This window comes from Ralstonia mannitolilytica, from assembly GCF_000954135.1.
In the GTDB taxonomy this organism is placed as follows: Bacteria; Pseudomonadota; Gammaproteobacteria; order Burkholderiales; family Burkholderiaceae; genus Ralstonia; species Ralstonia mannitolilytica.
In genome coordinates this window covers 2,760,389-2,785,774 of record NZ_CP010799.1, presented here as the reverse complement: position 1 = coordinate 2,785,774, position 25,386 = coordinate 2,760,389, and the positions used below count along the sequence as shown (strand labels likewise).

General features: G+C 62.1%; 25 protein-coding genes. 17 read left to right on the top strand and 8 right to left on the bottom strand.

The window, feature by feature from the left end:
* Positions 1-165: 165 nt before the first annotated feature.
* Together greA and TK49_RS13150 are read left to right on the top strand one after the other, a co-directional pair.
* Entirely contained in the window at positions 166-642 is a 477-nt protein-coding gene (greA, locus tag TK49_RS13155) for a transcription elongation factor GreA (RefSeq protein ID WP_045787098.1), read from the top strand.
* 39 nt (positions 643-681) lie between these two features.
* On the top strand, positions 682-1,149 hold the full coding sequence (locus TK49_RS13150) for a DUF4149 domain-containing protein (protein WP_045787097.1): 468 nt from the start codon (positions 682-684) through the stop codon (positions 1,147-1,149).
* Positions 1,150-1,201: 52 nt separating this feature from the next.
* On the opposite strand, the gene TK49_RS13145 is transcribed toward TK49_RS13150, so the two are convergent.
* Positions 1,202-1,702, bottom strand: a complete 501-nt coding sequence (locus tag TK49_RS13145) for a YhbY family RNA-binding protein (protein ID WP_045787096.1) — start codon at positions 1,700-1,702, stop codon at positions 1,202-1,204.
* 108 nt (positions 1,703-1,810) lie between these two features.
* Here TK49_RS13145 and TK49_RS13140 point away from each other — a divergent pair, with 108 nt between their 5' ends.
* The 11 genes from TK49_RS13140 (at position 1,811) to phoR (ending at position 13,811) form a co-directional block, all read left to right on the top strand.
* Positions 1,811-2,476 (top strand): RlmE family RNA methyltransferase, encoded by a 666-nt coding sequence (locus tag TK49_RS13140; RefSeq protein WP_045787887.1) that lies wholly within the window; start codon positions 1,811-1,813, stop codon positions 2,474-2,476.
* A gap of 128 nt (positions 2,477-2,604) precedes the next feature.
* The gene (ftsH, locus tag TK49_RS13135) at positions 2,605-4,491 is read left to right on the top strand and encodes an ATP-dependent zinc metalloprotease FtsH (protein WP_045787095.1); all 1,887 of its coding nucleotides are present in this window, start codon (positions 2,605-2,607) and stop codon (positions 4,489-4,491) included.
* A gap of 71 nt (positions 4,492-4,562) precedes the next feature.
* On the top strand, positions 4,563-5,471 hold the full coding sequence (gene folP / locus TK49_RS13130) for a dihydropteroate synthase (RefSeq protein ID WP_157774002.1): 909 nt from the start codon (positions 4,563-4,565) through the stop codon (positions 5,469-5,471).
* Positions 5,472-5,572: 101 nt separating this feature from the next.
* Positions 5,573-6,916: a phosphoglucosamine mutase gene (gene glmM, locus TK49_RS13125; RefSeq protein WP_045787093.1), complete on the top strand. Its 1,344-nt coding sequence runs from the start codon at positions 5,573-5,575 to the stop codon at positions 6,914-6,916.
* A gap of 184 nt (positions 6,917-7,100) precedes the next feature.
* Positions 7,101-8,129 (top strand): phosphate ABC transporter substrate-binding protein PstS, encoded by a 1,029-nt coding sequence (gene pstS, locus TK49_RS13120; protein ID WP_045787092.1) that lies wholly within the window; start codon positions 7,101-7,103, stop codon positions 8,127-8,129.
* 107 nt (positions 8,130-8,236) lie between these two features.
* Positions 8,237-9,211, top strand: coding sequence for a phosphate ABC transporter permease PstC (pstC, locus tag TK49_RS13115; protein ID WP_045787091.1), 975 nt, complete (start codon positions 8,237-8,239; stop codon positions 9,209-9,211).
* Between the two features lie 50 nt (positions 9,212-9,261).
* Complete coding sequence (gene pstA / locus TK49_RS13110; RefSeq protein ID WP_045787090.1) at positions 9,262-10,146, top strand: phosphate ABC transporter permease PstA; 885 nt, start codon at positions 9,262-9,264, stop codon at positions 10,144-10,146.
* Positions 10,143-10,934 carry a phosphate ABC transporter ATP-binding protein PstB gene (pstB, locus tag TK49_RS13105; protein WP_045787089.1) on the top strand — a complete coding sequence of 264 codons (792 nt, stop codon included), beginning with the start codon at positions 10,143-10,145 and terminating at the stop codon, positions 10,932-10,934. Before pstA ends, pstB begins: the two co-directional genes overlap by 4 nt.
* A 13-nt stretch (positions 10,935-10,947) precedes the next feature.
* Positions 10,948-11,661: a phosphate signaling complex protein PhoU gene (phoU, locus tag TK49_RS13100; protein WP_045787088.1), complete on the top strand. Its 714-nt coding sequence runs from the start codon at positions 10,948-10,950 to the stop codon at positions 11,659-11,661.
* 23 nt (positions 11,662-11,684) lie between these two features.
* Entirely contained in the window at positions 11,685-12,398 is a 714-nt protein-coding gene (phoB, locus tag TK49_RS13095) for a phosphate regulon transcriptional regulator PhoB (RefSeq protein ID WP_045787087.1), read from the top strand.
* An 84-nt stretch (positions 12,399-12,482) separates the two neighbouring features.
* A complete protein-coding gene (phoR, locus tag TK49_RS13090) occupies positions 12,483-13,811 on the top strand; it encodes a phosphate regulon sensor histidine kinase PhoR (protein ID WP_045787086.1) in 1,329 nt (442 codons plus the stop codon).
* Between the two features lie 81 nt (positions 13,812-13,892).
* Here phoR and ppk1 read toward each other — a convergent pair whose 3' ends face one another.
* Positions 13,893-16,064 carry a polyphosphate kinase 1 gene (gene ppk1, locus TK49_RS13085; RefSeq protein WP_045787085.1) on the bottom strand — a complete coding sequence of 724 codons (2,172 nt, stop codon included), beginning with the start codon at positions 16,062-16,064 and terminating at the stop codon, positions 13,893-13,895.
* Between the two features lie 168 nt (positions 16,065-16,232).
* Here ppk1 and ppx point away from each other — a divergent pair, with 168 nt between their 5' ends.
* Positions 16,233-17,771, top strand: a complete 1,539-nt coding sequence (ppx, locus tag TK49_RS13080; protein ID WP_045787084.1) for an exopolyphosphatase — start codon at positions 16,233-16,235, stop codon at positions 17,769-17,771.
* A 76-nt stretch (positions 17,772-17,847) separates the two neighbouring features.
* Here ppx and TK49_RS13075 read toward each other — a convergent pair whose 3' ends face one another.
* Together TK49_RS13075 and sixA are read right to left on the bottom strand one after the other, a co-directional pair.
* Positions 17,848-18,696, bottom strand: a complete 849-nt coding sequence (locus TK49_RS13075) for a GNAT family N-acetyltransferase (RefSeq protein ID WP_045787083.1) — start codon at positions 18,694-18,696, stop codon at positions 17,848-17,850.
* Between the two features lie 127 nt (positions 18,697-18,823).
* Positions 18,824-19,297: a phosphohistidine phosphatase SixA gene (gene sixA / locus TK49_RS13070; protein ID WP_045787082.1), complete on the bottom strand. Its 474-nt coding sequence runs from the start codon at positions 19,295-19,297 to the stop codon at positions 18,824-18,826.
* A 309-nt stretch (positions 19,298-19,606) separates the two neighbouring features.
* On the opposite strand from sixA, the gene TK49_RS13060 reads away from it, so the two are divergent.
* Entirely contained in the window at positions 19,607-20,947 is a 1,341-nt protein-coding gene (locus TK49_RS13060; protein ID WP_045787081.1) for a tyrosine-type recombinase/integrase, read from the top strand.
* Positions 20,948-21,002: 55 nt separating this feature from the next.
* Here TK49_RS13060 and TK49_RS13055 read toward each other — a convergent pair whose 3' ends face one another.
* The 4 genes from TK49_RS13055 to TK49_RS23740 form a co-directional block, all read right to left on the bottom strand.
* Positions 21,003-21,305 (bottom strand): hypothetical protein, encoded by a 303-nt coding sequence (locus TK49_RS13055; RefSeq protein WP_045787080.1) that lies wholly within the window; start codon positions 21,303-21,305, stop codon positions 21,003-21,005.
* Positions 21,302-21,502, bottom strand: a complete 201-nt coding sequence (locus TK49_RS13050; RefSeq protein WP_045787079.1) for a helix-turn-helix domain-containing protein — start codon at positions 21,500-21,502, stop codon at positions 21,302-21,304. The genes TK49_RS13055 and TK49_RS13050 overlap by 4 nt, the downstream gene beginning before the upstream one ends.
* Positions 21,503-21,657: 155 nt before the next feature.
* On the bottom strand, positions 21,658-22,572 hold the full coding sequence (locus TK49_RS24565) for a hypothetical protein (RefSeq protein ID WP_157774001.1): 915 nt from the start codon (positions 22,570-22,572) through the stop codon (positions 21,658-21,660).
* Positions 22,573-22,628: 56 nt separating this feature from the next.
* Positions 22,629-23,183, bottom strand: coding sequence for a hypothetical protein (locus TK49_RS23740; RefSeq protein WP_052698610.1), 555 nt, complete (start codon positions 23,181-23,183; stop codon positions 22,629-22,631).
* A 110-nt stretch (positions 23,184-23,293) separates the two neighbouring features.
* On the opposite strand from TK49_RS23740, the gene TK49_RS13040 reads away from it, so the two are divergent.
* Positions 23,294-23,719 carry a hypothetical protein gene (locus tag TK49_RS13040; RefSeq protein ID WP_045787885.1) on the top strand — a complete coding sequence of 142 codons (426 nt, stop codon included), beginning with the start codon at positions 23,294-23,296 and terminating at the stop codon, positions 23,717-23,719.
* Positions 23,720-23,852: 133 nt separating this feature from the next.
* On the top strand, positions 23,853-25,118 hold the full coding sequence (locus TK49_RS13035) for an IS256 family transposase (protein ID WP_045220114.1): 1,266 nt from the start codon (positions 23,853-23,855) through the stop codon (positions 25,116-25,118).
* Positions 25,119-25,386: the final 268 nt, after the last annotated feature.

Genomic DNA, 25,386 nt, shown 5'->3' with positions numbered 1-25,386 from the left:
GCGTCGCGGCGGGCCGCCCACGGGGGGGCAGTTGCCGCCTCCGGACGGTTCGCCTACACTACAGCGTCCGTGTCAAAACAACGACAGCCGCCGTCAGGCGGGTGTGCGCTACGCGCCCTCCCGCTTCGCAGCGGCTGATTTTTTTGTGATTCCGAATTACTTACGATGAGCACCATTCCGATTACCAAACGCGGTGCCGAGATGCTGAAAGACGAACTGCAGCGTCTGAAGACCAAGGAGCGTCCGGCCGTCGTCAACGCCATCGCCGAGGCTCGCGCCCAGGGCGATCTGTCTGAAAACGCCGACTACGATGCCGCCAAGGAGCGCCAGGGCTTCATCGAAGGCCGCATCATGGAGATCGAATCGAAGCTGGCCGCAGCGCAGATCATCGATCCGGCCGCGCTGGATGCTGACGGCCGCATCGTTTTTGGCGCCACGATCGATCTGGAAGACCTCGATTCCGGCAAGGCCGTGACCTACCAGATCGTCGGGGACGACGAAGCGGACCTCGAAACCGGCAAGATCTCGATCAGTTCGCCGATTGCGCGCGCCTTGATCGGCAAGTACGAAGGCGACGTCGCTACCGTCGTCGCCCCGGGTGGCGAGCGCGAGTACGAAGTCGTCGCGGTCAAGTACCTCTAACGTATCCGTACCTCTAACGCACACTCGGAGTCGAACACCATGCCGCAGCGCTTTTTCCAGTTGCTTGTCACGGTGTGGTGCGGTTCGCTTTGGACGATCGGCTACATCGTCGCGCCGACGCTGTTTGCCATGTTGGAGGACCGCCAGCTTGCCGGCTCGATCGCGGGCCGCCTTTTTCACGCGCAGGCGTGGATCGGCCTGGCGACGGGCTGTCTGTTGCTGCTGACCGCCACGGCGTTGGTGCGGCGGGGGCAGTTCGGCTACAGGGCGGTGCGCTGGCTCGTGCTGGCCATGCTGCTCTGCGTGCTGATCGGCTACTTCGGGCTGCAACCGTTCATGGCGTCGCTGCGGGAACAGGCCGATACGCTGGGCGTGGCCGTCGGCGATTCGCCTTACCGCGCCCGCTTTGGCATGTTCCACGGTGTGTCGAGCATCTTCTATCTCGTGGAAAGCCTGCTCGGCCTGGTGCTCGTCTGGAAAGCGGCAGGTATCCGGCAAGGCGGTTGACAAAAAAAGACCGGCGTAAAGCCGGTCGATCTTTGTGCAGGCCAGAAACGAATCAGGAAAGCGCCTTTTTCTTCTGGCTGGACTGCCGCGGCTTGGCGCGCTTCACATTGCCACCGGCGGTGACGCGCTCGTTGCCGAGCACGCTCAGGCGAATCGGCTTGGGGCGGCGCGTGCTGTTCGGGTTGGGCTTGCGCACCACCACGGAACGCGGGCCGGCGCCGACGGAAGTCTTGCGGGGCGGCTTCAGGTCCTTCGGCTGGTTTTCCTTCAGATAGGCCGGACCTTCTCGCCAGATCACCAGCAGCTTGCCGATGTGCTGCACGGGCGCTGCCTGCAGGCGGGCGCAGATGGTGTCGTAGATTTCGATACGCGCTTCGCGGTCATCGCCTGCCACGCGCACCTTGATCAGCGTGTGTGCGGCCAGCGAGCGGTCGATTTCGGCCAGAACGGCCTTGGTCAGGCCCTCCGCACCGATGATGACGACCGGATTCAACGCATGTGCTTCCGAGCGCAGTTCCGATCGCTGGGCAGGGGTGAGGGTAAGGGCGGGCATAAATGAGGGCGGGATCGCGCAAATGGACAAACGGCGCGTATTATCCGCCAAAATCAGTCCAAGCCGCCATGATTGGCGCGACGTTTGGGCGATATTGCAACCAATTCGATGGCTAAGAACAAGTTCAACCAGTCGTGGCTGCACGACCATATCAACGATCCGTACGTGAAGCTGGCGCAGCGCGAGGGTTACCGGGCGCGCGCGGCCTACAAGCTCAAGGAGATCGACGAGCAGGATAAGCTGATCAAGCCTGGCCAGGTCATCGTGGATCTCGGCGCCGCACCGGGCAGCTGGAGCCAGTACGTGCGCAACAAGTTGGCCGCCTCGCCGCGCGCCAAGGATGGCCGGATCGACGGTGCCATCGTCGCCATCGACATCCTGCCGATGGAGCCGATTGCCGACGTCACGTTCATCCAGGGGGATTTCCGCGAGGAGGACGTCTTCCAGCAGCTCGAAAAGATCGTCCTGGATGCCACAGGCGGTGGCAAAGTGGACCTTGTTTTGTCGGATATGGCCCCCAATCTCTCAGGCGTGGCGTCGGCGGACGCCGCGCGCATGGAGCACATTGCCGAACTGGCTGTCGAATTTGCCATGGCACACCTGAAACCCGAAGGCGCCTTGCTGATCAAATGTTTTCACGGCAGCGGTTACAGTCAGATCGTCGAGATGTTCAAGCGCCATTTCAAGATCGTGGCGCCGCGCAAGCCCAAGGCTTCCCGCGACAAGTCTTCCGAAACGTTCCTGCTGGGACGGCAGCTCAAGCATGCGGGCTGACGGACGATACACGGGGTAGCATCCGGCGACAGGGCGGGAGTTCCGGTTTGCCGCCAATCAACCCGCGGCGGTGTCCGTGCATTACAATGCCAAGCATCCCGTCAAGGCATTTCTAAAGGAGTCTCGCCTTGAATAACAACTGGTTCCAGAAGGCGGCCATCTGGCTGGTGATTGCCTTGGTGCTGTTCACCGTCTTCAAGCAGTTCGACAAGCCGCGCGCCCAAGAGGGTGTGACGTATTCGCAATTCATGGACGACGCGAAGGGCGGCAAGATCAAGCGCGTCGAAGTCCAGGGCCGCACGCTGTTGGTCACGCCCAACGAAGGCAGCAAGTATTCCCTCATCTCGCCGGGCGACATCTGGATGGTTGGCGACCTGATGAAGTACGGTGTGCAGGTGACCGGCAAGGCCGAAGAAGAACAGGGCGTGCTTCTCACCGCGCTCTACTACCTGGGCCCCACGCTGCTGATCATCGTGTTCTGGTTCTACATGATGCGGCAGATGCAGGGGGGCGGGAAAGGCGGCGCCTTCTCGTTCGGTAAATCCCGGGCGCGGCTCATCGATGAGAACAACAACAGTGTCACGTTCGCTGACGTGGCAGGTTGCGACGAATCGAAGGAGGAAGTCGTCGAACTGGTCGATTTCCTGAAGGATCCTCAGAAATTCCAGAAGCTGGGCGGCCGCATCCCGCGCGGGGTGCTGCTGGTCGGCCCTCCGGGTACCGGTAAGACGCTGCTGGCGCGCGCCATTGCCGGCGAGGCCAAGGTGCCGTTCTTCAGCATCTCCGGCTCGGATTTCGTTGAAATGTTCGTCGGCGTGGGCGCGGCCCGCGTGCGCGACATGTTCGAAAACGCCAAGAAGCAGGCACCCTGCATCGTCTTCATCGACGAAATCGATGCGGTGGGCCGTCATCGTGGCGCGGGGATGGGCGGCGGTAACGACGAGCGCGAGCAGACCTTGAACCAAATGCTGGTCGAGATGGACGGTTTCGAGGCCAACTCCGGTGTCATCGTCATCGCGGCGACCAACCGTGCTGACGTGCTGGACAAGGCGCTGCTGCGTCCGGGCCGTTTCGACCGCCAGGTCTATGTGGGCCTGCCCGACATCCGCGGCCGCGAGCAAATCCTCAAGGTCCACATGCGCAAGGTGCCGATCGGCAACGACGTGGATGCCTCGGTGCTGGCACGCGGTACGCCGGGCTTCTCGGGGGCCGACCTGGCCAACCTCGTCAACGAGGCTGCGCTGTTTGCCGCTCGCCGCAACAAGCGCGTGGTCGACATGCAGGACTTTGAAGACGCGAAGGACAAGATCTACATGGGTCCGGAGCGCAAGTCGGCTGTCATCCGTGAAGAAGAGCGCCGCGCCACCGCGTACCATGAATCCGGTCACGCTGTGGTGGCCAAGCTGCTACCCAAGGCCGACCCGGTGCACAAGGTGACCATCATGCCGCGCGGCTGGGCTGGCGGCCTGACCTGGCAGCTGCCTGAGCACGACAAGCACTACGCGTACAAGGACACGATGCTCGAAGAGATCGCCATCCTGTTCGGCGGCCGTGCAGCGGAAGAGGTTTTCCTGGGCGCGATGAGCACCGGTGCTTCGAACGACTTCGAGCGTGCGACGAAGATGGCCCGCGACATGGTGACGCGCTACGGCATGAGCGATACGCTCGGCACGATGGTCTATGTCGATACCGAGCAGGACGGCTTCTTTGGCCGGATGGCTTCGAAGACGGTGTCGGAGGCAACGCAGCAGAAGGTCGACGCGGAAATCCGCCGGATCGTCGACGAGCAGTACGCCCTGGCCAAGGGCCTGCTCGAAGCCAACCGCGACAAGGTCGAGGCGATGACCGCCGCGCTGCTTGAGTGGGAAACCATCGACGCCGATCAGGTCAACGACATCATGGCCGGCAAGCCGCCGCGTCCGCCGCGCTACGGCTCCACGGGTGGCGGCAGCACGCCGCCGGGTGGTGGTACGCCGGCCGGTGTGAATCCGGGCAACGTGCCGGCGACGGCATAATTGCCGCCCCGGCGGCGACGCAAAGGAGCCGGTGCACGTGCACCGGCTTTTTTGTTGGCGCCTTTTTTGGCATGCTTCCGCCGCTGCTTCCTGACCAGTCTACCGTGCCTGCCTCCGTTCCCCCGATCACGCACTTCCAGTGCGGACGTTTCCGTTATCCGCGTGACCGGCGCCCGCTGGTCATGGGTATTCTCAATGTCACACCTGACTCGTTTTCCGACGGCGGGCAGCATGCCACGCGCGATGCAGCGCTGCGCCATGCCGAGCAGCTGATCGCCGAAGGTGTCGACATGATCGACATTGGCGGTGAATCGAGCCGCCCAGGTGCGGCGCCGCTGGCCCTCCAGGAAGAGCTGGACCGGGTGATGCCGATCGTCGAGGCGCTGCACGCGTGCGGCAAGCCGCTGTCGATCGATACGTACAAGCCGGAGGTGATGCGTGCCACGCTGGATGCCGGCGCGGACTTGATCAACGACATCTGGGGATTCCGGCGGCCGGGCGCGATCGAGGCCGTGGCAGGCACCAACGCGGGCCTATGCGTCATGCACATGCAGCGCGATCCGGAGACGATGCAGGAGGCGCCCCGTTACACGGACCTGATGAGCGAGGTCGCCGCGTTCCTGCGCGTGCAGACCGAGGCGCTGGCTGCCGCCGGCGTGGCGATGGAGCGCATCTCGCTGGACCCTGGATTTGGCTTCGGCAAGACGCCGGCCCACAATCTGACGATGCTCAACCGACTGGCGGAGTTCCAGCAGATCGGCTTGCCGCTGCTGGTCGGGCTGTCGCGTAAGTCGACCTTGGGGGCGGTGTTGGGTGGCAAGCCGCCCGCCCAACGCATCACGGCCAGTGTAGCGGCCGCGCTGCTGGCCGCGGAGCGGGGCGCCTTCATCGTCCGCGTGCACGACGTGCGACCCACCGTGGAGGCGCTCCAGACATGGTGGGCGATGCGTCAGGAACGCGTCGATCCGCCGCTGGAATGACAGCGACCGCACCTCGCACGGTCGGGGTCGGGCGAACAGACGATTGTCGGAGCAGGGCCGTCGCCTTACAAACAAAACAAACACTTTAGGAGAGATTCCCCATGTCCAGGAAGTATTTCGGCACCGACGGCATTCGCGGGCGTGTCGGCGAGAGCCCAATCACGCCGGACTTCGTGCTGCGTCTCGGTTATGCCGCCGGCCGGGTGCTGGCGCATGGAGGCGAAGCCCATGGCCACGGCCGGCCCACCGTGCTGATCGGCAAGGACACGCGCTTGTCGGGCTACATGCTTGAAGCCGCCCTGGAAGCCGGTTTCACGGCCGCGGGTGTGGACGTGCTGATGAGCGGCCCGCTGCCGACGCCCGGCGTGGCGTATCTGACACGCGCACTCCGGCTGTCTGCGGGCGTGGTGATTTCAGCCTCTCACAACCCGTATCACGACAACGGCATCAAGTTCTTTTCCGCCACGGGCGACAAGCTGCCCGACGAAACCGAGGCGGAGATCGAGGCCGAGCTGGAAAAGCCGATGGAGTATGCGGCGTCGGACGCCCTAGGGCGTGCGCGCCGCATCGACGATGCCGCAGGCCGCTACATCGAGTTCTGCAAGAGCACGTTCCCGAGCGATCTGAACCTGTTCGGCATGAAGATCGTGCTCGACAGCGCGCACGGCGCGGCCTACCACATTGCGCCGCACGTCTTCCACGAGCTGGGCGCGGACGTCATTTCCATCGGCAACCAGCCGAACGGCCGCAATATCAACGACGGCTATGGCGCGACGGCGCCAGGCAAGCTCGTCGAAGCCACGCGCGAGCATGGCGCCGACATCGGCCTGGCGTTTGACGGTGACGCCGACCGCCTGCAAGTCGTCGATCGCAACGGTCGTCTCTATAACGGCGACGAGCTGCTGTACGTCATGGTGCAGGCGCGCCGGGCTGCGGGGCTGCCGGTGCCGGGCGCCGTCGGCACGCTGATGACCAACCTCGCGGTGGAACTGGCCCTGAAGGCGCAAGGCGTGGAGTTCGTCCGCGCCAAGGTGGGCGACCGCTACGTGCTTGAAGAACTGAAGAAGAACGGCTGGCTGCTCGGCGGCGAAGGCTCCGGCCACCTGCTGTGCCTGGACAAGCACAGCACCGGCGACGGCATCATTTCGGCGCTGCAGGTGCTTGCGGCATTGCGCCGCAGCGGCCAATCGCTGGACGAGATGCTCGACGGCGTTCGTCTCTTCCCGCAAAAGCTGATCAATGTCCGGGTGGAGAAGGGCTTCGACTGGCGGGCCCACGCCGGCCTGGAGGCCGCGCTGAAGGCGAGCGAGGCCGAGCTCAACGGCAAGGGCCGCGTGTTGATCCGTCCCTCCGGCACCGAACCCGTAGTGCGTGTGATGGTGGAGGCGCAAGATGCCGATATGGCCAGCCAGCACGCCGAACGGCTGGCTGCCACGTTCCGCTGACGCACTTTCCTGCCTCACCACAAAAGCGACCTACGGGTCGCTTTTTTCGTGCGCGCGCGTCCACTTTCACGTACGCACCGTGAGCTGTGAGAAGTTTTCGTGTTGTCACAGAACTGTCATTTGGGCGGCCTAAAGTTCGGATGTCAAAAATTTGTCATCGCTCAACCGCTCCTCTGGAGGACACATGAAACTGGTCAAAACCGCGATCGCGGGCGTGGCTTCGCTGGCTTTCGTTGGTGTTGCGTTCGCTGCCGACATCACCGGCGCTGGCGCGACGTTCCCTGCTCCCGTCTACAGCAAGTGGGCCGATGCCTATCAGAAGGCGACGGGCACGAAGGTGAACTACCAAGCCATCGGCTCGGGCGGCGGCATCAAGCAAATCACCGCCAAGACCGTGGATTTCGGTGCGTCGGACATGCCGCTCAAGGACGCTGACCTGAACAAGGATGGCCTGCTGCAGTTCCCGACCGTGATCGGCGGCGTGGTGCCCGTGATCAACCTGCCTGGCGTGAAGGCTGGCGAGCTGATGCTGACCGGTGAAGTGCTGGGCAAGATTTACCTGGGCGAGATCAAGAAGTGGAATGATCCGGCCATCGCCAAGCTGAACCCCAAGGCCAAGCTGCCGGATCAGGACATCCTGGTGGTGCGCCGTGCAGATGCTTCGGGCACGTCGTTCATCTTCACGAACTACCTCTCGAAGGTGAACGCCGAGTGGAAGAGCAAGGTGGGCGAAGGCACGACCGTGAACTGGCCGACCGGCACGGGCGGCAAGGGTAACGAAGGCGTGGCGGCGTTCGTGCAGCGCCTGGGTGGCGCGATCGGCTACGTCGAATACGCCTACGCCAAGCAGAACCACATGACCCACGTGAACCTGCAGAACGCCTCGGGCGCCGTGGTGCAACCGACCGCCGAAGCCTTCAAGGCTGCAGCAGCAGGCGCCGAGTGGAACAAGTCGTTCTACCAGATCCTGACGAACCAGCCCGGCAAGGACGCATGGCCGATCGCCGGCGCAACCTTCATCCTGCTGCACAAGACGCAGGACAAGCCGGCGCAAGGCGCGGAAGTGATGAAGTTCTTCGACTGGGCCTACAAGGGTGGCGACGACGCTGCCAAGGCGCTGGACTACGTGCCGCTGCCGGATTCGGTCAAGAACCAGATCCGCACGACCTGGAAGTCGAACGTGAAGGACGCGTCGGGCAAGGCGGTCTACTGAACGTTGCCCCGGCATCGCACGCGATGCGTGCAAGGTGCGGGCGGCGGTGCAAAGACGGCCGCCCGCGCCAATTCAACAGCTTCACTCACGGCTGACCGGTTCCCACAATGGCCACGCTCTCTGATTCTTCTACCGCTTCCAGCATGCGCGCCCCGAGCCGCATCGGCGATCTGCTGTTCGGCGGCCTGACCCGCCTTGCCGCCATCGTCACGCTCCTGTTGCTGGGCGGCATCATCGTCTCGCTGATCGTCAGCGCCTGGCCGTCGATCCAGAAGTTCGGTCTGTCGTTCCTGTGGAATTCGGAGTGGGATCCGCCCGCCGACATCTACGGCGCGCTGGTGCCGATCTACGGCACGCTGGTCACGTCGCTGATTGCGCTGATCATCGCCGTGCCCGTGAGCTTCGGTATCGCGCTGTTCCTGACCGAGCTGTCTCCGGCGTGGCTGCGCCGGCCGCTCGGTACTGCCATCGAACTGCTGGCCGCCGTGCCGTCCATCGTCTACGGCATGTGGGGCCTGCTCGTATTTGCGCCGATCTTCGGCGAGTACTTTCAAAAGCCGCTGGCGGCGACGGTCGGCAAGGTTCCATTCATCGGTGCGTTGTTCCACGGTGCGCCGATCGGCATCGGCCTGCTGTGCGCCGGCGTGATCCTGGCGATCATGATCATCCCGTACATCTCGGCCGTCATGCGCGACGTGTTCGAGATCACGCCGACGCTGCTCAAGGAATCGGCCTACGGGGTGGGCTGCACGACCTGGGAAGTCATGTGGAACGTGGTGCTGCCGTACACGAAGGCCGGTGTGATCGGCGGCGTGATGCTGGGTCTGGGGCGTGCGCTGGGCGAAACCATGGCCGTGACGTTCGTGATCGGCAACACCAACCTGCTGGATAACGTCTCGCTGTTTTCGCCGGGCAACAGCATCACGTCGGCGCTGGCCAACGAGTTTGCGGAAGCGGGGCAGGGCCTGCACACGGCGGCGCTGATGGAGCTCGGCCTGATCCTCTTCGTCATCACGTTCTTCGTGCTGGCGGCGTCCAAGGTCTTGCTGCTGCGCCTGCAGAAGGGCGAGGGCCGCAAGTGAACCAACGCGATCTGCCTCAGGTGCCGACTCCAGCCATGAGACCGAATACCATGCGTACCCCTTCCATCCCTGCCGTCCGCGCCGACTCCGAGAAGATCAAGTCGCGCCTGCAGGCCCGCCGCCGCAACGTCAATCGTGTGGCGCTCACGCTGTCGCTTGCGGCCATGGCCTTCGGCCTGGTGTGGCTCGCCTGGATTCTGTGGACCACGCTGTCGCTGGGCGTGGGTGGTCTGTCGCTGTCGCTCTTTACCGAGATGACGCCGCCGCCCAATACGCCCGGAGGCGGTCTCGCCAACGCCATCGCCGGTTCGTTCCTGCTGGTGGGCCTGGCAACGCTGATCGGCACGCCGCTGGGCATCCTGGCCGGCATCTATCTGGCCGAGTATGGCAAGGGTTCGCCGCTGGCCAGCTGCACTCGCTTCATCAACGACATTCTGCTGTCGGCGCCGTCCATCGTGATCGGCCTGTTCGTGTACGCACTGGTGGTAGCGCGTGTGCAGCACTTCTCGGGGATCGCCGGCGTGATCGCTCTGGCGCTGCTGCAGATTCCGATCGTGGTGCGCACCACGGAAAACATGCTCAACCTGGTGCCGAATGCCATGCGTGAAGCCGCGATGGCGCTCGGTACGCCCAAGTGGAAGATGGTGTTGTCGATCACGCTCAAGGCGTCGTATGCCGGCGTGATTACCGGCGTGCTGCTCGCGATCGCCCGTATTGCCGGCGAGACCGCGCCGCTGCTCTTCACCGCGCTGAACAACCAGTTCTGGAGCCTGGATCTGAACCAGCCCGTGGCGACGATGCCGGTGGTGATCTTCCGCTTTGCGATGAGCCCGTTCCCCGAGTGGCAGCAATTGGCCTGGGCCGGGGTGTTCCTGATTACGCTGGGTGTGCTGGGGCTGAACGTCCTCGCGCGTGCCTTGTTCACCAAGAAATGACCATGACTGCTACGTCCCTCGAAGTGCGCGCGCAAAGCCCGAAGATCGATGTGCGCGACCTGAACTTCTACTACGGCAAGTTCCACGCGCTGAAGAACATCTCGCTGCAGATTCCAGAGAAGCAGGTGACGGCCTTCATCGGCCCGTCGGGCTGCGGGAAGTCCACGCTGCTGCGCACGTTCAACAAGATGTATGCGCTGTATCCGGAGCAGCGTGCCGAAGGCGAGATCAACATGGACGGCGAGAACCTGCTGACCTCGCGCATGGACATCGCCCTGCTGCGTGCCAAGGTCGGCATGGTGTTCCAGAAACCGACGCCGTTCCCGATGTCGATCTACGACAACATCGCCTTCGGCGTGAAGCTGTTCGAGCGCCTGTCTCGCTCCGAGATGGACGACCGCGTGGAATGGGCGCTGACCAAGGCCGCGCTGTGGAACGAAGTGAAGGACAAGCTCAACCAGTCCGGTTATGGCCTGTCGGGCGGCCAGCAGCAGCGGCTGTGCATCGCGCGCGGCATTGCCATCCGCCCCGAAGTGCTGCTGCTGGATGAGCCATGCTCGGCGCTGGACCCCATCTCCACGGGCAAGATCGAAGAGTTGATCGCCGAACTGAAGGATGACTACACGGTCGTCATCGTCACGCATAACATGCAACAGGCTGCCCGTTGCTCCGACTACACGGCGTACATGTACCTGGGCGAGCTGATCGAATTCGGCGAGACCGAGAAGATCTTCATCAAGCCCCAGCGCAAGGAAACGGAAGACTACATCACCGGCCGTTTTGGCTGATCCGGAGAACACGATGTCCGACAAACATCTGTCGACGCAATTCGATACCGACCTGACCTCCATCAGCACGAAGGTGCTGCAGATGGGCGGCCTGGTCGAAGCGCAGATCGCGCGTGCCATGCGTGCGCTCGCGAATTTCGACACGGCCATGTGCGACCAGGTGCTGGCCGTGGAGCTGGAGATCAACGCGCTCGAGATCGAGATCGACGGCGACTGCAACAACATCATCGCCCGCCGTCAGCCGACCGCACGCGACCTGCGCCTGGTGATGGCCATCTCCAAGACCATCACCAACCTCGAGCGCGCCGGCGACGAAGCCGAGAAGATCGCCAAGCGCACCAAGCGCATCATGCAGGACCCGTCGGCACACGCGCTGAACTACGCCGGCGTGGAGCGCTCGGGCGAAATGGCGGCGACGATCCTGCGTCACGCGCTGGATGCGTTCGCGCGGCTGGATACGGCGGCTGCGGTGTCGATCCTGCAGGAAGACAAGGCGATCGACGAGGAATTCCGGGGCTTCATGCGCGAACTCATCACGTACATGATGGAGAACCCGCGCACGATCTCGGTGGCGCTGGATCTGCTGTTCATTGCCAAGGCCATCGAGCGCATCGGCGATCATGCCAAGAACATCGCCGAGTTTATTATTTACATCGTCAAGGGAACCGACGTCCGTCACGCCTCGCGCGAAGCGCTGCAGCGCGAGATCCTGGGCGAGGGCGAATAAAAGGCAGGATTGGAGACGTGAGTATGCCGAGCAGTATTCTGGTCGTGGAAGATGAGCCGGCAATCGCTGAGCTGATTGCCGTGAACCTGCAGCACGCAGGGCATTACCCGATCCGCGCGTATAACGCTGAACAGGCACTGTCGCTGATGAGCGACGTGCTGCCCGACCTCGTCCTGCTCGACTGGATGCTGCCGGGCAAGTCGGGCGTGATGTTCGCCAAGGAGCTGCGCGCCAACGAACGCACGCGGCAGATCCCGATCATCATGCTGACCGCGCGCAGCGAAGAGCAGGACAAGATCATGGGGCTGGACAGCGGCGCGGACGATTACGTGACCAAGCCGTTCTCTCCCAAGGAACTGCTGGCCCGCATCAAGGCCGTGCTGCGCCGCCGCGCGCCGCAGCTGACCGACGACGTGGTCGCCATCAACGGCCTGAAGCTGGATCCGGCCACGCACCGTGTCACGGCCACGCAGCCGGAATCGGAGAATCCGATCAAGCTCGACCTGGGGCCGACGGAATTCCGCCTGCTGCATTTCCTGATGACGCACCCCGAGCGCGTGCACAGCCGCTCGCAGTTGCTCGACCAGGTGTGGGGCGACCACGTGTTCGTGGAAGAACGCACGGTCGACGTGCACATCAAGCGCCTGCGCGCGGCACTCGCGCCCGGCGGTTACAGCAACATGATCGAAACCGTGCGCGGCAGCGGATATCGCCTGGCCCGCAATCCGGGGCAGTAACACCGTCACCCGACCGGATACGCGAGCAGGTTGCCTGGTCGCGTATTCACACGATCTTCGCGGTCCAGCGCTTAGAATGCCTTCATGAACGTCTTCTGGACCCGCTTTTCCGTCTTTGCCGCGTTGCTGGGCATCGCCACGGCATGTCTCTATGTCTTCGTCGGCCATGCGGTTGCACTGGCTGCGCTCAGTGCGATGCTGCTGGCGACGCTGCTGTATTACGTCTACCAGATCCAGCGGCTGTGGCGTGTGCTGGACTCGCCGGCCTATGGCGAGATCCCCAGCGCGCTGGGCCTGTGGGGCGAGGTCTACTATCGCCTGCACCGGCTGATGAAAGGCTGGCGCACGCAGGTGCTGCAGGTCGAGCAGCAGCACAGCCGCTTCATCCAGGCCATCCAGGCGTCGCCCAACGGCGTGCTGATGCTCGATGGTGAAGACCAGATCGAATGGTGCAACGCCGTGGCCGAGGAGCACTTCGGCCTGTCTGCCCGGCGTGACCTGCGCCAACGCATTACCCACCTGATCCGCCGACCGGAGTTCGTGCGCTACCTGGCGCGCGGCGAGTTCGAGGAGCCGCTCACCATGCATGACGTGGGCCCGCACAAGCAAAGCATCGTCTCTGTCCAGGTCCTGCCGTATGGCGAAGACCGCAAGCTGCTGGTGTCGCAGGACATCACCAAGCTCGAGAACACCGAGGCCATGCGCCGCGACTTCGTCGCCAACGTCTCGCATGAGCTCAAGACGCCGCTGACGGTGCTCTCGGGTTTTCTCGAAACCGTGCGCGACATTCCGCTGCCCGAAGAAGACAAGAAGCGCTACCTGGACATGATGCACGTGCAGGCCATGCGCATGCAGCATCTGGTGGAAGACCTGCTGGCTCTGGCCACGCTGGAAGGCAACTCCGAGCCGCCGGCCGTCACGCCGGTGCCGATGCAGCGGATGATGCTGCAGCTCCAGCACGACGTTGAAGCGCTATCCGCCGGCCGTCACACCATCAGCATGACATGCGACCCAGGCGTGAGCGTGTGCGGGGCGGAGCTCGAGCTGCTGTCGGCCTTCAGCAATCTGGCGTCCAATGCCGTGCGCTACACGCCGGACGGCGGTGCGATCCGCCTCGACTGGAGTGTGAAGGACGGACACGCGGTGTACTCCGTGACGGACACCGGCATCGGTATCGCACCGGAACACATCCCGCGCCTGACAGAGCGCTTCTACCGCGTCGACCGCAGCCGCTCGCGTGACACCGGTGGCACCGGGCTCGGCCTGGCCATCGTCAAGCACGTGCTCTCGCGCCATGGCGGCGAGCTGCAGGTGACGAGCGAACACGGCAAGGGCAGCACGTTCAGCGCGGTGTTCCCGCCTGAGCGGACGGTGGTGCGCACCGCGGCCATCGGCGATGAACGCGCGGCCTGATCCAACGCCTGCGAGCTTCCGGAGCGCCCCATGAAAAACGCACGCCATTGAGCGTGCGTTTTCGTTGAGGTGGACCGGCTCTCAGCCAGCGGAAATCTCCACCGGAGCACGCACGGTCGGCTCAGCCGCTGTTGCCGCCGCAACCGCCGCTGCGGTTTCGGCAGCTGCAGCGGCCTGGGGCGAGAAGTGGTTCAGCAGCTCGAGCTGACTAACACGCACGTGCTTGCCGCGCGTGCGGCGCTGCACGTAGACCCCATCGGGCTGCATCACCCATGCCGATGCGTTGTCGCGCAGATGCACCTGCAGGCTTTCCTTGATGACGCGCGCCTTGAGCTTGCGATCGAGAACGGGGAAGGCCACCTCCACGCGGCGGAACAGGTTGCGGTCCATCCAGTCGGCGCTCGAGAGGTAGACGACTTCCTCGCCGCTGGCGTGGAAGTAGTACACGCGATGGTGTTCCAGGAAGCGCCCCACGATCGAGCGCACGCTGATGTTCTCCGACAGCCCCGGCACACCGGGCTTGAGCGCACACACGCCGCGCACGATCAGGTCGATCTTCACGCCGGCACGCGAGGCCTTGTACAGCTCGTCGATGATGGTGGGCTCCAGCAGCGCATTCATCTTGCCGATGATGCGCGCACGTTTGCCTGAGCGCGCGGCGCGCGCCTCGGCGCGGATATGCTCGATCAGGTTGTCGTGCATCGTGAACGGCGAGTGCCACAGATGATGCAGCTTGACCTGCGCGCCCGTGCCGGTCAGCAGCTGGAATACGTGATGCACGTCTTCGCAGATCTGCTCATTGGCCGTCATGAGGCCAAAGTCGGTGTAGAGGCGGGCGGTCTTGGGGTGATAGTTGCCGGTGCCCAGGTGCGCATAGCGGCGCAGCTTGACGGCCTTGCCCTTGCCGGCGGCCTCGCGGCGCACCACGAGCAGCATCTTTGCGTGGCACTTGTGGCCGACCACCCCGTAGACGACATGCGCCCCCGCCGATTCGAGCTGGTCAGCCCAATTGATGTTGGTCTCTTCATCAAAGCGCGCCAGCAACTCGACGACCACGGTGACTTCCTTGCCGTTGCGCGCCGCCTTGATGAGCGCTTCCATGACCGGCGATTCATTGCCGGTGCGGTACACCGTCTGCTTGATGGCCACCACATCCGGATCGCGCGCGGCCTGCTGCAGCAGCTCGAGCACGGGCGTGAAGCTCTCGTACGGGTGGTGCAGCAGGATGTCGCCCTGGCGGATGGCGTCGAACACGCTCGAGCTGTTGGCCACCTGCTTGACGGTGGCCGGCACGTGCGGGGGATATTTCAGGATCGGCTTGTCGACCATGTCGGGCACCTGCAGCAGGCGCACCAGGTTCACGGGACCCTTGACGCGGTAGCAGTCGGCCTCGGTCAGCCCAAATTCCTGCAGCAGCCGGCGTACGAGTGCCGGCGACGTGTCGTGGGCAAGTTCGAGGCGCACCGCGTCGCCAAAGTGCCGGGTCGACAATTCACCCTGCAGCGCCTCGCGCAAGTCCGTGATTTCGTCTTCGGACACGAACAGGTCGGAATTGCGCGTCACGCGGAACTGGTAGCAGCCGTGCACATCGATCTGCGGGAACAGCTCGTGCACGAAACCCTGCATGAACGACGACAGCAGCACGAACCCATACGGGTAACCCGACAGCTCGGGCGGCATCTGCACGAGGCGGGGCAGGGCACGCGGCGCCTGCACGATGGCGAGTTCGGCCTCGCGGCCAAAGGCGTCCTTGCCGGACAGCTCGATGATGAAGTTCAGGCTCTTGTTGAGTACCCGCGGGAACGGGTGCGCCGGGTCCAGCGCCATCGGCGTGAGGATCGGCACCAGCTCGCGCTGGAAGAAGCTGCGGCACCACGCGCGCTGCGCCTCGTTCCAGTTGGTGGTCATGTGGAAGAAGACGCCTTCCTTCTCCAGCAGTGGCAGGATCTCGTCCTGCAACATGGCATACTGTTGCGCGACCAGTTGTCGCACGCGCTCCGTGACCACGCCAAACGCCTGCTGCACCGATAGCCCATCGGGCGTCACCGACGACGGGTTGTCGCGCATCTGCTCCTTCAACCCGGCAATGCGGATTTCAAAGAACTCATCGAGATTGCTCGATACGATGCAGATGAACTTCAGCCGCTCCATCAGCGGCACACCGGGGTCTGCCGCCTGGGCCAGCACACGGGCGTTGAATTCCAGGATGCCCAGTTCGCGATTGAGCAGGTCGCCCGCGGGCAGAGTCGACATGTTGCGTTCAGACGGATGACGATCCAGCCACTTTTTCATAGTTAAGTGTCAAATTTGTGACACATTGGAATTGTCACGTTCGGGACACAATAAAGACATATTTTGTTGGCCGACGTTGCGAACCACAATACTCCGCGTTTCGAAGGCGCGCCTCACCCGTTCCCATTCATGAGTCCCACCCCCCGTCTGCTGGCCGCTGTCGACATGGGCTCCAACAGCTTTCGGCTGATGATCGGCCGCGTCGACGAAACGATCGGTCCCAACGGTGCCAGCAGCACCCAGATCTTTCAGGTTGACGCGCTGCGCGAGCCGGTGCGTCTGGCTGCCGGCCTGACGCAGGACAAGTACCTCGACCAGCCGGCGCGCCGGCGCGGTGTGGACGCCCTGCGCCGCTTTGGCGACCGCCTGCGCGATTTCGCGCCCGACCACGTGCGTGCTGTGGCCACCAACACACTGCGCGTGGCCAAGAACGCGCAGGAATTCCTGATCGAAGCGGAGGCGGCGCTCGGCTTCCCCATTGAAGTGATTGCAGGCCGCGAAGAGGCTCGCCTGATCTATCTCGGGGCGTCGCACGATGCGCCGGCGTGCCAGGGCAACCGTCTTGTCGTCGACATCGGCGGCGGCTCGACCGAATTCATCATCGGCAACGGATACAAGCCCAGGCTGATGGAGTCGCTGTATATCGGCTGCGTGTCGCACAGCCGCCATTTCTTTCCGAATGGCAATGTCGACGAGTACGCGATGAAGCAGGCCGAGCTGGCCGCGCGCCGCGAGATCCAGGTGCTCGTGCAGCAGTACCGTACCGCGGGCTGGAACCAGGCGGTGGGCTCGTCGGGCACCGCCCGCGCACTGGCCGAGCTGATCGAGCTGAACGGCTTCAACGAGAAAAGCACCGAGCACGGCATCACGCGCGAGGGGCTGGAGCGGCTCAAGCGCGCGCTCGTGAAAGCCGAGAACACCAATCGCCTGAAGCTCAATGGCCTCAAGCCCGACCGCATTCCGGTGTTGCCGGGCGGCCTGTCGATCATGCTGGGCGTGTTTGCCGAGCTCGACATCGATCGCATGGACGTGACGGATGGCGCGCTGCGCCTGGGCGTGCTGTACGACCTGCTCGGTCGCACGCACCATGAAGACATGCGCACGGTGACGATCGAGCAGTTCATGCGCCGCTACAACGTCGATCGCGCGCAGGCGCAACGCGTGCGGGATGCGGCGACGGCGCTGCTCTCGCAGTTCCCGGATCCGGCCGACGAGCGCCGCGAAGACAACCTCGCCCTGCTGGGCTGGGCCGCGAGCCTGCACGAGATCGGCATGAGCATCTCGCACAGCGGCTACCACAAGCACTCGGCATACATCGCCAGTCATGCGGATATGCCGGGCTTTTCCAAGACCGACCAGGCGCGCCTGGCGACGCTGCTGCTCGGGCATGCGGGCAAGCTGGGCAAGCTGTCGGGCGGCGGCAAGTTCCTGGATTGGCGGATGCTGTTCAGCCTGCGCCTGGCGTTCGTGCTGTGCCGCCGCCGCGGGGCGATCCAGTTGCCGGACCTGCGTGTGCGCCACAGCGAAGGCGAGCTCAACGAAGGCGGCTTCGAGGTGGAACTGCCCAAGAGCTGGATCGAGCAGAATCCACTGGTCGAATACAGCCTGGCGAAAGAGGCCGACGAATGGCAGCGCATCGGCCGCCGATACAAGGTGGTGTACGTGTAGCGCCGCGCGGTGGCAGCGGCCCAATGCAAACGGCCCGGAAGACTCCGGGCCGTTTTGCTTGTATGGCGAACGCGCCTCAGGCGCGCAGGAAATGCCGTGCGTAGCGCGGGTTGATGTCGGACAGGCGCAGCAGGGTGAGGAAATCGGCGACGTTGAAGTCCGGATCCCAAGCCGGTGCGCCGCAGATGCGTGCACCCAGGCGCAGGTACCCCTTCACCAGCGCGGGCGGCTCTACTTCAAGCGTCTGGTTCAGCTCCTCAACCGGCAGCGCCACACGCGGAAACGCGTGGTATTCGATGGGCGCGAGCGAGCCGTCTTCCACGAAGCTGCGGTACAGGCTTGCTGCAAAGTGCCCGCCATCGCCCATCGACACGCTCGCGCAGCCCAGCATCGATTCAAAGCCGTAGCGCTGCATGTATTCGCCAAGTCCCGCCCACAGCGCCATGATGACGCTGCCCGAACGGTAGTCGCGGTGCACGCACGAGCGACCCAGCTCGACCATCTTCGGGCGCAGGTGAGCCAGGCGCACGAGGTCGAACTCGGACTCCGAGTACAGGCAGCCGATCTGCTTTGCGGCGTCCGGGCGCAGCACGCGGTAGGTGCCGACCACGCGCAGCGTCTTCTGGTCACGCACGATCAGGTGGTCGCACACGGCGTCGAACATGTCGACGTCCAGCTCGGCGTGGGCCGAGGCCAGGCGGGCGCCCATCTCTTCGGCAAAGACCTTGTAGCGCAGGCGCTGCGCCTCGGTCACTTCATCCTGGTGGCGCGCCCACGAAACGGCCAGAACAGGCTTGTCACGCGTCGGAACAGCGTCCGGTGTGCGAGGAAGACCCCTCCGTGCGTTGGCTTGCCCGATATTCGCCAGGCTCAGGCTCGGCAGTGCGTCGATCAACGGCTGGGTGGGCGTCGGCAGGTCTCGCATTCATCATCCCCATGGGTGAATTTCGGGGCGATTCTAGAGACGCTGCGTGACAGATCAGCGACAAAAGGGTGTCAATCGTGACGGTTGCGTGAATTTTGCGTGGCGTTGGCGTGACAGGCACGTCGTGTCACACAAGATCGGGGTTCACCACGGCGCGCAGCACGGTCTGCGCCTCGCCTTCGCGCACGCGCCGGCATAGCCACCACACGCCCGCCTTCTTGACGCTCCAGTCCATCTCGTTGCCGGCGATGAGGAGGCTCGCCAGCCGCCCGATCCACGGTTGGTGGCCGACCAGCAGCAGATTCGTATTCGACGGCCAGTCCAGTGCGTCGAGGATGGCGCTGACGTCCGCGCCCGGCGAAAGCGCGGGCAGGGTCTGGTAGTGCTCGGTCAGCGCGCGCGCTGTCTGCTGCGTGCGCACTGCGGGGCTGGCGAGCACCAGCGTGTCTTCGGGCAGGCGGGGACGCAGCCATGCGGCCACTTTCTCGGCCTGCTTGTGGCCGCGCTTGGTGAGTTCACGCTGGAGATCGGTGCTGCGCTGGATGCGCAGCGGTGCGGCCACGTCTTCGGCTTCGGCGTGGCGCCACAGGATGAGGTTCATGAGCAGGTGTCAGGCAGTGCAGCGATGCTGTCGTTATAGCACCCGCATATGACACGGCTTGTCGTGCACGAAGCAAAACGGCTTACGCGATGAACGTAAGCCGTTTTGCTTGACTGCTTATTGTGGTCGGAGCGATAGGATTCGAACCTACGACCCTCTGATCCCAAATCAGTAGGTCGCCTCATCTACCGACATCTATGACTGTCTTTATCCATTGATTTTATTGAGAAAAATCTGGATGCTGGGTAGACTGGAAGTGATGTGATTGTGTCATTTTTCACTCAAACTGTAACCCCGGCGTAACCCCAGATGACCGACGAGAAGCATATCAATTTCACCAAAGCAGTGTTGCTCGCCATCCCGGCGCCCGCCGAGGGGAGAGTCACCTATCACGACGCTAGGACCCCGGGGCTCCAACTGCGAGTGACTCCTGCGGGGGCCAAGACATTCTGCGTATTCCGGCGAGTCAAGGGTGGCAGCCCGGTCCGCCTGACGATCGGTCGCTTCCCTGACGTCACCATTGAGAAGGCACGGCAACTAGCCATGTCTCACGCCGCTGAACTGGCTGTTGGTACCGACCTTGCCGAACGCCAGCGGAAAGCCCGTGCGGTGATGACGTTTGAGGAATTGTTTGGGGAGTACATGAGGCGGCACAGCAAGATCAAGAAGCGAACTTGGCAGCAAGATGAAAGCCAGTACAACCAATACTTGGCTGCGCCGCTTGGGAAGAAACGGCTATCGGAAATCTCCCGCAAAAATATCGCCAGCATCCACTCGAAGATCACGGCGGAGGGGCACGCCACCACTGCTAACAGGGTTCAGGCTCTGGTGTCGAGTGTCTTCGGATGGGCGATCTCGGTGGATATGTGGGATCAAAATCCAGCCGCCGGCGTCAAGAAGAATACAGAAAAGTCCCGGGATCGCTTCATCCAGGGCGCAGAGTTCCCCGACTTCTTTCGTGCTGTCCAAGCGGAGCCTAACGACTGTATTCGGGATTTCTTCCTGATGTCACTGTTGACGGGCGCACGGCGGGCCAATGTTTTGGCTATGGCCTGGATGGAGGTCCAGTTGGCTGACGGCGTATGGCGAATCCCTCGGACCAAGAACGGTGAGTCGCAGACAGTCATGCTTGTCAAGGAGGCGGTCGACATTCTGGAGCGCCGAAAGAAGAGAAGCGTGAGCCCGTTCGTCTTCCCTGGACCTGGAGGCACTGGTCATCTTGTTGAGCCAAAGAGCGGATGGCACCGAATCAAAGCCCGCATGGCCGGACAAGCGCTGTTGCGGCAGATAGGCGAGCGCTCGGACTGGGACGAGCACTCACTCCAGGTCGCACTTGAGGAATTCCTGGCATCGACGGACGTTGACAAAGCGCTCGTGTCAGTATGCGAGCGGGCGGAGCAGGCTGGTGTGGCCGTCCCAACACCGGTGTTGCCTGATCTGCGCATCCACGATCTGCGCCGCACTCTGGGAAGCTGGCAGGTGATGACAGGTGCCACCCTGCCGGTCATTGGCAAAAGCTTGAATCACCGCTCACCATCGGCGACGGCTGTCTATGCACGCCTAGATCATGATCCTGTCCGAGCGGCGGTGACGAAGGCGACGGACGAAATGTGGAACGTTGGCAATGCCCGGGAGCATCTGCAGGGGTAGGGCCAACATTCAGGGGGACTGCTACGGCTGACGCAGGCTGAATAGCCCGACGCCGCTAGGAGATCAACGAAAGACGCTCCGCCGCAATTTCCGCCATTCGCCTTCGGCCCTCGGGGTCAAAAACGTAGCAGCGCAGCAACGATTCAAGATCGAAATCGGCTGCTCCTACATGCTCACCTTGCCCAAGGTAGGTCAGTGCCATGCGGGCGGCACATTTCACGTGCTCGATCGACAATCGCTCGTGGCAATCCTGCGGAGAGCACTTCTCCGGCGGGAAGCTTGGCTCTGGTTCGGCGTAGAGCCTCACGACCTCATACAGGTCGTTCTGAAAGCTGCGTGAAAAGTAGTCATCCGTCATAGCGTCCCCCGCAACTGCTGGACATCGATGCCGCTGAGCTTGGCAAGCTTAGTGGCGTGGTCGATATTCGGGATGCGTCGATTCTTGATCCAGGTGTGGATCGTGTTATTGGCGATGCCAATGAGATTAGATGCCTTGGTGACGCCGCCGACTCGGTCTACAGCGACTCGAACATGATTGGTTATGCCGAAAAACATGGAATTACCTCCTGAATTGATGTGACATTGCAATGTGCAAGCGATGTCAATTCCATGTCTTTATTTTAATCTATTTTGTTCCTACATAACATTAAGTGCGGGATTTATGTCGTGATGGGTGAATGATTTTGTGGGATTCGAGTAAGCTGCTAAAATTAATCGGGTACAACGCCGCCCGGATATCCCGCCAAAATTTTGAACTCCATATGTGCCTCGGGTGGTGGGGCGTCACGCCGCTTCAAACGTTCCTCGGCTTTTGCCAACATGTACGAACGTGAGGCGCAAAATGCTTCGCTGCAGTCTGCCGTAGACATTTCTTTATCCAATTTTGCCAAGAAAATCCAGTCAGCTAGGGACTGCGGATTAGAAAGTAGGTCGATTTCCCGTTGAGTGAGCTCCGGATCGCCGGCAGCAGGTACGTCAGGGTCGAGTGCCTTATATTTTGATTCAAGAGTCGGTGTGCCTGAGTGGGGCGAAGTCAGGGATGGCACAGGCTGCTGTCCCTGTGAATATTTTGCAGGTGAAGCTGATGTTGAATCCTGACGTTGTGACGTATTTTCAGCTGCATTCGTGCTGGCTTGTGGAGATGCAATTCCAAGCGTCAAATTCCTACATTCAGTCATCCTGTCAATGTAAGCTGAGATCTTCTTTTGAGCGTCGTTGATTACCGTCTCCTGGCCAGTCCGGGAGGCCGTAATTTTTTGCATTGATTTTAGGGCGTTGAGTTTCGAGGAGTGTAGCGCCTCGGAACATTGCATCAATCGCCGTGCGTAGAACGGTATGAACCAGCGACCGGATAACGGTTCAAATGCCTGTTGCTCCAAAGATTCGGCAGAAGAAATTTCTTTCTCAATATTGTCACGACTACCCATCCAGCCGTAGAAACCTGGCATATTGTTGAAATGAACAACCTGAATATCTGACAATATGCTCAACAAATCATCTTTGTTTTGGGTCGTGGTTTCTATGTAGGTTTGAATTTCACTTTTCGTGTTCAGAATTCGATAGCTTAGCGCCACAAAAAATATTGAAACAATGGCAAGTGCTGCATAAATTGTTTTCTTTGGCATCTTGGCGTGCAACTTTATTGAATTCAGTGGGTATGAGGCTATTTGTCAGCTGCGCCCTAAAAAACAAAAGCCTTGATTCTATTAATTTCCTCGGGTGATAGAGCCTCGCTTTTCACCAGTGGAATGAGTGCTGCCAAAAAGTCCTCCGCAGACTCCCTGGGTTTTTTTGATTCAAGTGACGACAATACGTGGGCCTTCCGCTCGTTGAATTCGTTTTGATTCAACAAGCCAGACGTTGCCAATTGGCGCAGTTTGTCAATCTGCTCCACCAAGTCATGCACGGAGACGGTACTCTTCTCGATTGAAGCTTGAGCTTCATCTTCCTGTTGCTTTTTTGCAATGTCTTCTCGTATTCGAGCATTGATAGTCTTGGCTACCTTACTCGCATCGTAGACCCCGTAAAAAATCACCGGGATTGCGAAAATAATTGCTCCCCAGCCAAGTAGTAGCCCAAGTAGCAAGAGTGGAAAGAACATGGCTGCGGCTTTCACAGGCTCGCCGTTGTAGAGTTGCCCAGCCCCAGCGCACAAAAAACTCAGCAGCCCTGCGATGCTTGGGTCTTTGCTGCCTGGCAAAACGTCATCCGATGCCGTAGAAATGCCGGTACTCATGTTTTCCTCCCCCGAGGCGTATCCATGTAGAGGTGCATCATAAACCTAGCGGTTGTTTATGAAAACCATATGGTTTCCTCGGCGTGACGCAGCTCTTCGAAACTGCGGGCATGCTCAGCCCGGAAGAAAAGCAAGCCTTCGCCGCCCGCCTGAAACAGGCCCTGACCCGCAGTTCGAAGAAAATCGAGACTGCAAGCGAACTCGCCCTCCAATTCAACCTCCGAAACCCAAGCGAGCCCATCTCAGGTCAGGCTGCCCATAAATGGCTGACGGGCACGGCTATGCCGACCGTAGACAAGATGGAGACGCTGGCGACCTGGCTGAACGTTCCGCTGCAGTGGCTTCGATATGGGATTCCGGAATCGGCCGGTAAGCCCCGCAAGAAGCAGGCAAAGGCGGGCGAGCTGGGCGCCCTGGCGGCAGATGAGGCAGAGCTGATTGTGCGGCTGCGAGCGATGCCGGAGGTCCGGCGCAAACTCGTACTGGACTTGGTGGGGCAGCTTTCGCTCGATGGCGAGATGTGGGCAGGACAGTGAGTCCGGTCGCTGTGACGGCCGTGACGGGTCTGTGACGACCGCCAAAACTCGAAAAGCCTTGCCAATACTGGGTTGTAACAGAGCCTGTCAGGAATTTTGTGTTTGAGGCATAGCATGTTGGAAAGGAGCATCTATGCCAAGCAAGAAGAAACCGGCGGCAGCCGGCACGGCGGCGCTGCCGTCTATTCCCCACGAACTCATTGAACAACTGACCGGCGGCACCACGCCGATGACGGCCGAACAGATCAACGCCACCACCATGGCGCTGAAGAAAGCGCTGATCGAGCGGGCGCTGGGCGCAGAACTGTCGTACCACCTGGGCTACCCGCCCGGCAGCGCCCGCCCCGAGGATGCAGCCAACCAGCGCAACGGCAAGTCCGCCAAGACGGTGCTGACTCAGGACGGGCCGCTGCGCATCGAAGTGCCGCGCGACCGCGCAGGCTCCTTCGAGCCCATCCTGATCCCCAAGCACGAGCGGCGTTTCACCGGCTTTGACGACAAGATCGTAGCCATGTACGCGCGGGGCATGACGGTGCGTGAGATCCAGGGCTTTCTGGCCGAGCAGTACGGCACCGAGGTCAGTCCTGAATTCATCAGTTGCGTCACGGATGAGGTAATGGCCGAGGTCACCGCCTGGCAGGCACGCCCGCTGGAGCCGATGTACCCGGTCGTATTCTTCGACTGTCTGCGGGTCAAGATCCGCGAGGATGCCGTGGTGCGCAACAAGGCCATCTATCTGGCGCTGGGCGTGCTGCCCGACGGCACCCGCGACATCCTGGGCCTGTGGATCGAGAACACCGAGGGGGCCAAGTTCTGGATGAAGGTGTTCAACGATCTGAAGACCCGTGGTGTAGCCGACATCCTGATTGCCGTCACCGACGGCCTCAAGGGCATAGCCGAGGCGCTTGGGGCGGTGTTTCCGACCACGACGCTGCAGACCTGTATCGTGCACTTGATCCGCAACAGCCTGGACTATGCCAGCTGGAAGGACCGCAAGGCGCTGGCAGCGGCGCTCAAGCCCATCTACACGGCGCCCAGCGCAGAAGCCGCAGCGGCCCAACTCGATGCCCTGGAAGCTGGTCCCTGGGGGCAGAAGTTTCCCACGGTGGTGGCGGCCTGGCGCCGGGCCTGGGAGCGCGTCATTCCGTTTTTTGCGTTCAGCCCGGCGGTGCGCAAGGTGATTTACACGACCAATGCCATCGAGAGCCTGCACAGTCAGCTGCGCAAAATCATCAAGACGCGGGGGCACTTTCCCAGCGATGATGCCGCCACCAAGCTGCTGTGGCTGGCCTTGCGCAACATCACGGCTGACTGGGGCCGAGCAGCCAGGCAGTGGAAAGACGCCATGAACCAGTTCGCCATCGCCTATGGGGAGCGCTTTACACGACCGGCCGCGTAATATGTCCACCGGGCTCGTCTGAAACGGCAGCCCGAATAAAAAGCCTTGAACACAAAAATTCAGACAGCCCCTTGTAACACTGTGACACTGTGACACTGTGACACTGTGACAGTTGTGACGGACAAAAACATATAGTCACCGGCTGCGCTCTGCCTCAGTTTCCGGGGATGGCATCTTGGGGGCAGATGCCTGTCAATAGAGGTCTGGCAAAGACGGTTCGCTGCCGTGGACGAGTTCTATCCCGACAATGAAGCGCCGGGCAATCCGG

Bases quoted from the DNA above. Each gene is read 5' to 3' on its own strand.
- greA (WP_045787098.1), top strand. From the start codon at position 166: ATGAGCACCATTCCGATTACCAAACGCGGTGCCGAGATGCTGAAAGAC.
- TK49_RS13150 (WP_045787097.1), top strand. From the start codon at position 682: ATGCCGCAGCGCTTTTTCCAGTTGCTTGTCACGGTGTGGTGCGGTTCG.
- TK49_RS13145 (WP_045787096.1), bottom strand. From the start codon at position 1,702: ATGCCCGCCCTTACCCTCACCCCTGCCCAGCGATCGGAACTGCGCTCG.
- TK49_RS13140 (WP_045787887.1), top strand. From the start codon at position 1,811: ATGGCTAAGAACAAGTTCAACCAGTCGTGGCTGCACGACCATATCAAC.
- folP (WP_157774002.1), top strand. From the start codon at position 4,563: ATGCTTCCGCCGCTGCTTCCTGACCAGTCTACCGTGCCTGCCTCCGTT.
- glmM (WP_045787093.1), top strand. From the start codon at position 5,573: ATGTCCAGGAAGTATTTCGGCACCGACGGCATTCGCGGGCGTGTCGGC.
- pstS (WP_045787092.1), top strand. From the start codon at position 7,101: ATGAAACTGGTCAAAACCGCGATCGCGGGCGTGGCTTCGCTGGCTTTC.
- pstC (WP_045787091.1), top strand. From the start codon at position 8,237: ATGGCCACGCTCTCTGATTCTTCTACCGCTTCCAGCATGCGCGCCCCG.
- pstA (WP_045787090.1), top strand. From the start codon at position 9,262: ATGCGTACCCCTTCCATCCCTGCCGTCCGCGCCGACTCCGAGAAGATC.
- pstB (WP_045787089.1), top strand. From the start codon at position 10,143: ATGACCATGACTGCTACGTCCCTCGAAGTGCGCGCGCAAAGCCCGAAG.
- phoU (WP_045787088.1), top strand. From the start codon at position 10,948: ATGTCCGACAAACATCTGTCGACGCAATTCGATACCGACCTGACCTCC.
- phoB (WP_045787087.1), top strand. From the start codon at position 11,685: ATGCCGAGCAGTATTCTGGTCGTGGAAGATGAGCCGGCAATCGCTGAG.
- phoR (WP_045787086.1), top strand. From the start codon at position 12,483: ATGAACGTCTTCTGGACCCGCTTTTCCGTCTTTGCCGCGTTGCTGGGC.
- ppk1 (WP_045787085.1), bottom strand. From the start codon at position 16,064: ATGTCGACTCTGCCCGCGGGCGACCTGCTCAATCGCGAACTGGGCATC.
- ppx (WP_045787084.1), top strand. From the start codon at position 16,233: ATGAGTCCCACCCCCCGTCTGCTGGCCGCTGTCGACATGGGCTCCAAC.
- TK49_RS13075 (WP_045787083.1), bottom strand. From the start codon at position 18,696: ATGCGAGACCTGCCGACGCCCACCCAGCCGTTGATCGACGCACTGCCG.
- sixA (WP_045787082.1), bottom strand. From the start codon at position 19,297: ATGAACCTCATCCTGTGGCGCCACGCCGAAGCCGAAGACGTGGCCGCA.
- TK49_RS13060 (WP_045787081.1), top strand. From the start codon at position 19,607: ATGACCGACGAGAAGCATATCAATTTCACCAAAGCAGTGTTGCTCGCC.
- TK49_RS13055 (WP_045787080.1), bottom strand. From the start codon at position 21,305: ATGACGGATGACTACTTTTCACGCAGCTTTCAGAACGACCTGTATGAG.
- TK49_RS13050 (WP_045787079.1), bottom strand. From the start codon at position 21,502: ATGTTTTTCGGCATAACCAATCATGTTCGAGTCGCTGTAGACCGAGTC.
- TK49_RS24565 (WP_157774001.1), bottom strand. From the start codon at position 22,572: ATGCCAAAGAAAACAATTTATGCAGCACTTGCCATTGTTTCAATATTT.
- TK49_RS23740 (WP_052698610.1), bottom strand. From the start codon at position 23,183: ATGAGTACCGGCATTTCTACGGCATCGGATGACGTTTTGCCAGGCAGC.
- TK49_RS13040 (WP_045787885.1), top strand. From the start codon at position 23,294: ATGCTCAGCCCGGAAGAAAAGCAAGCCTTCGCCGCCCGCCTGAAACAG.
- TK49_RS13035 (WP_045220114.1), top strand. From the start codon at position 23,853: ATGCCAAGCAAGAAGAAACCGGCGGCAGCCGGCACGGCGGCGCTGCCG.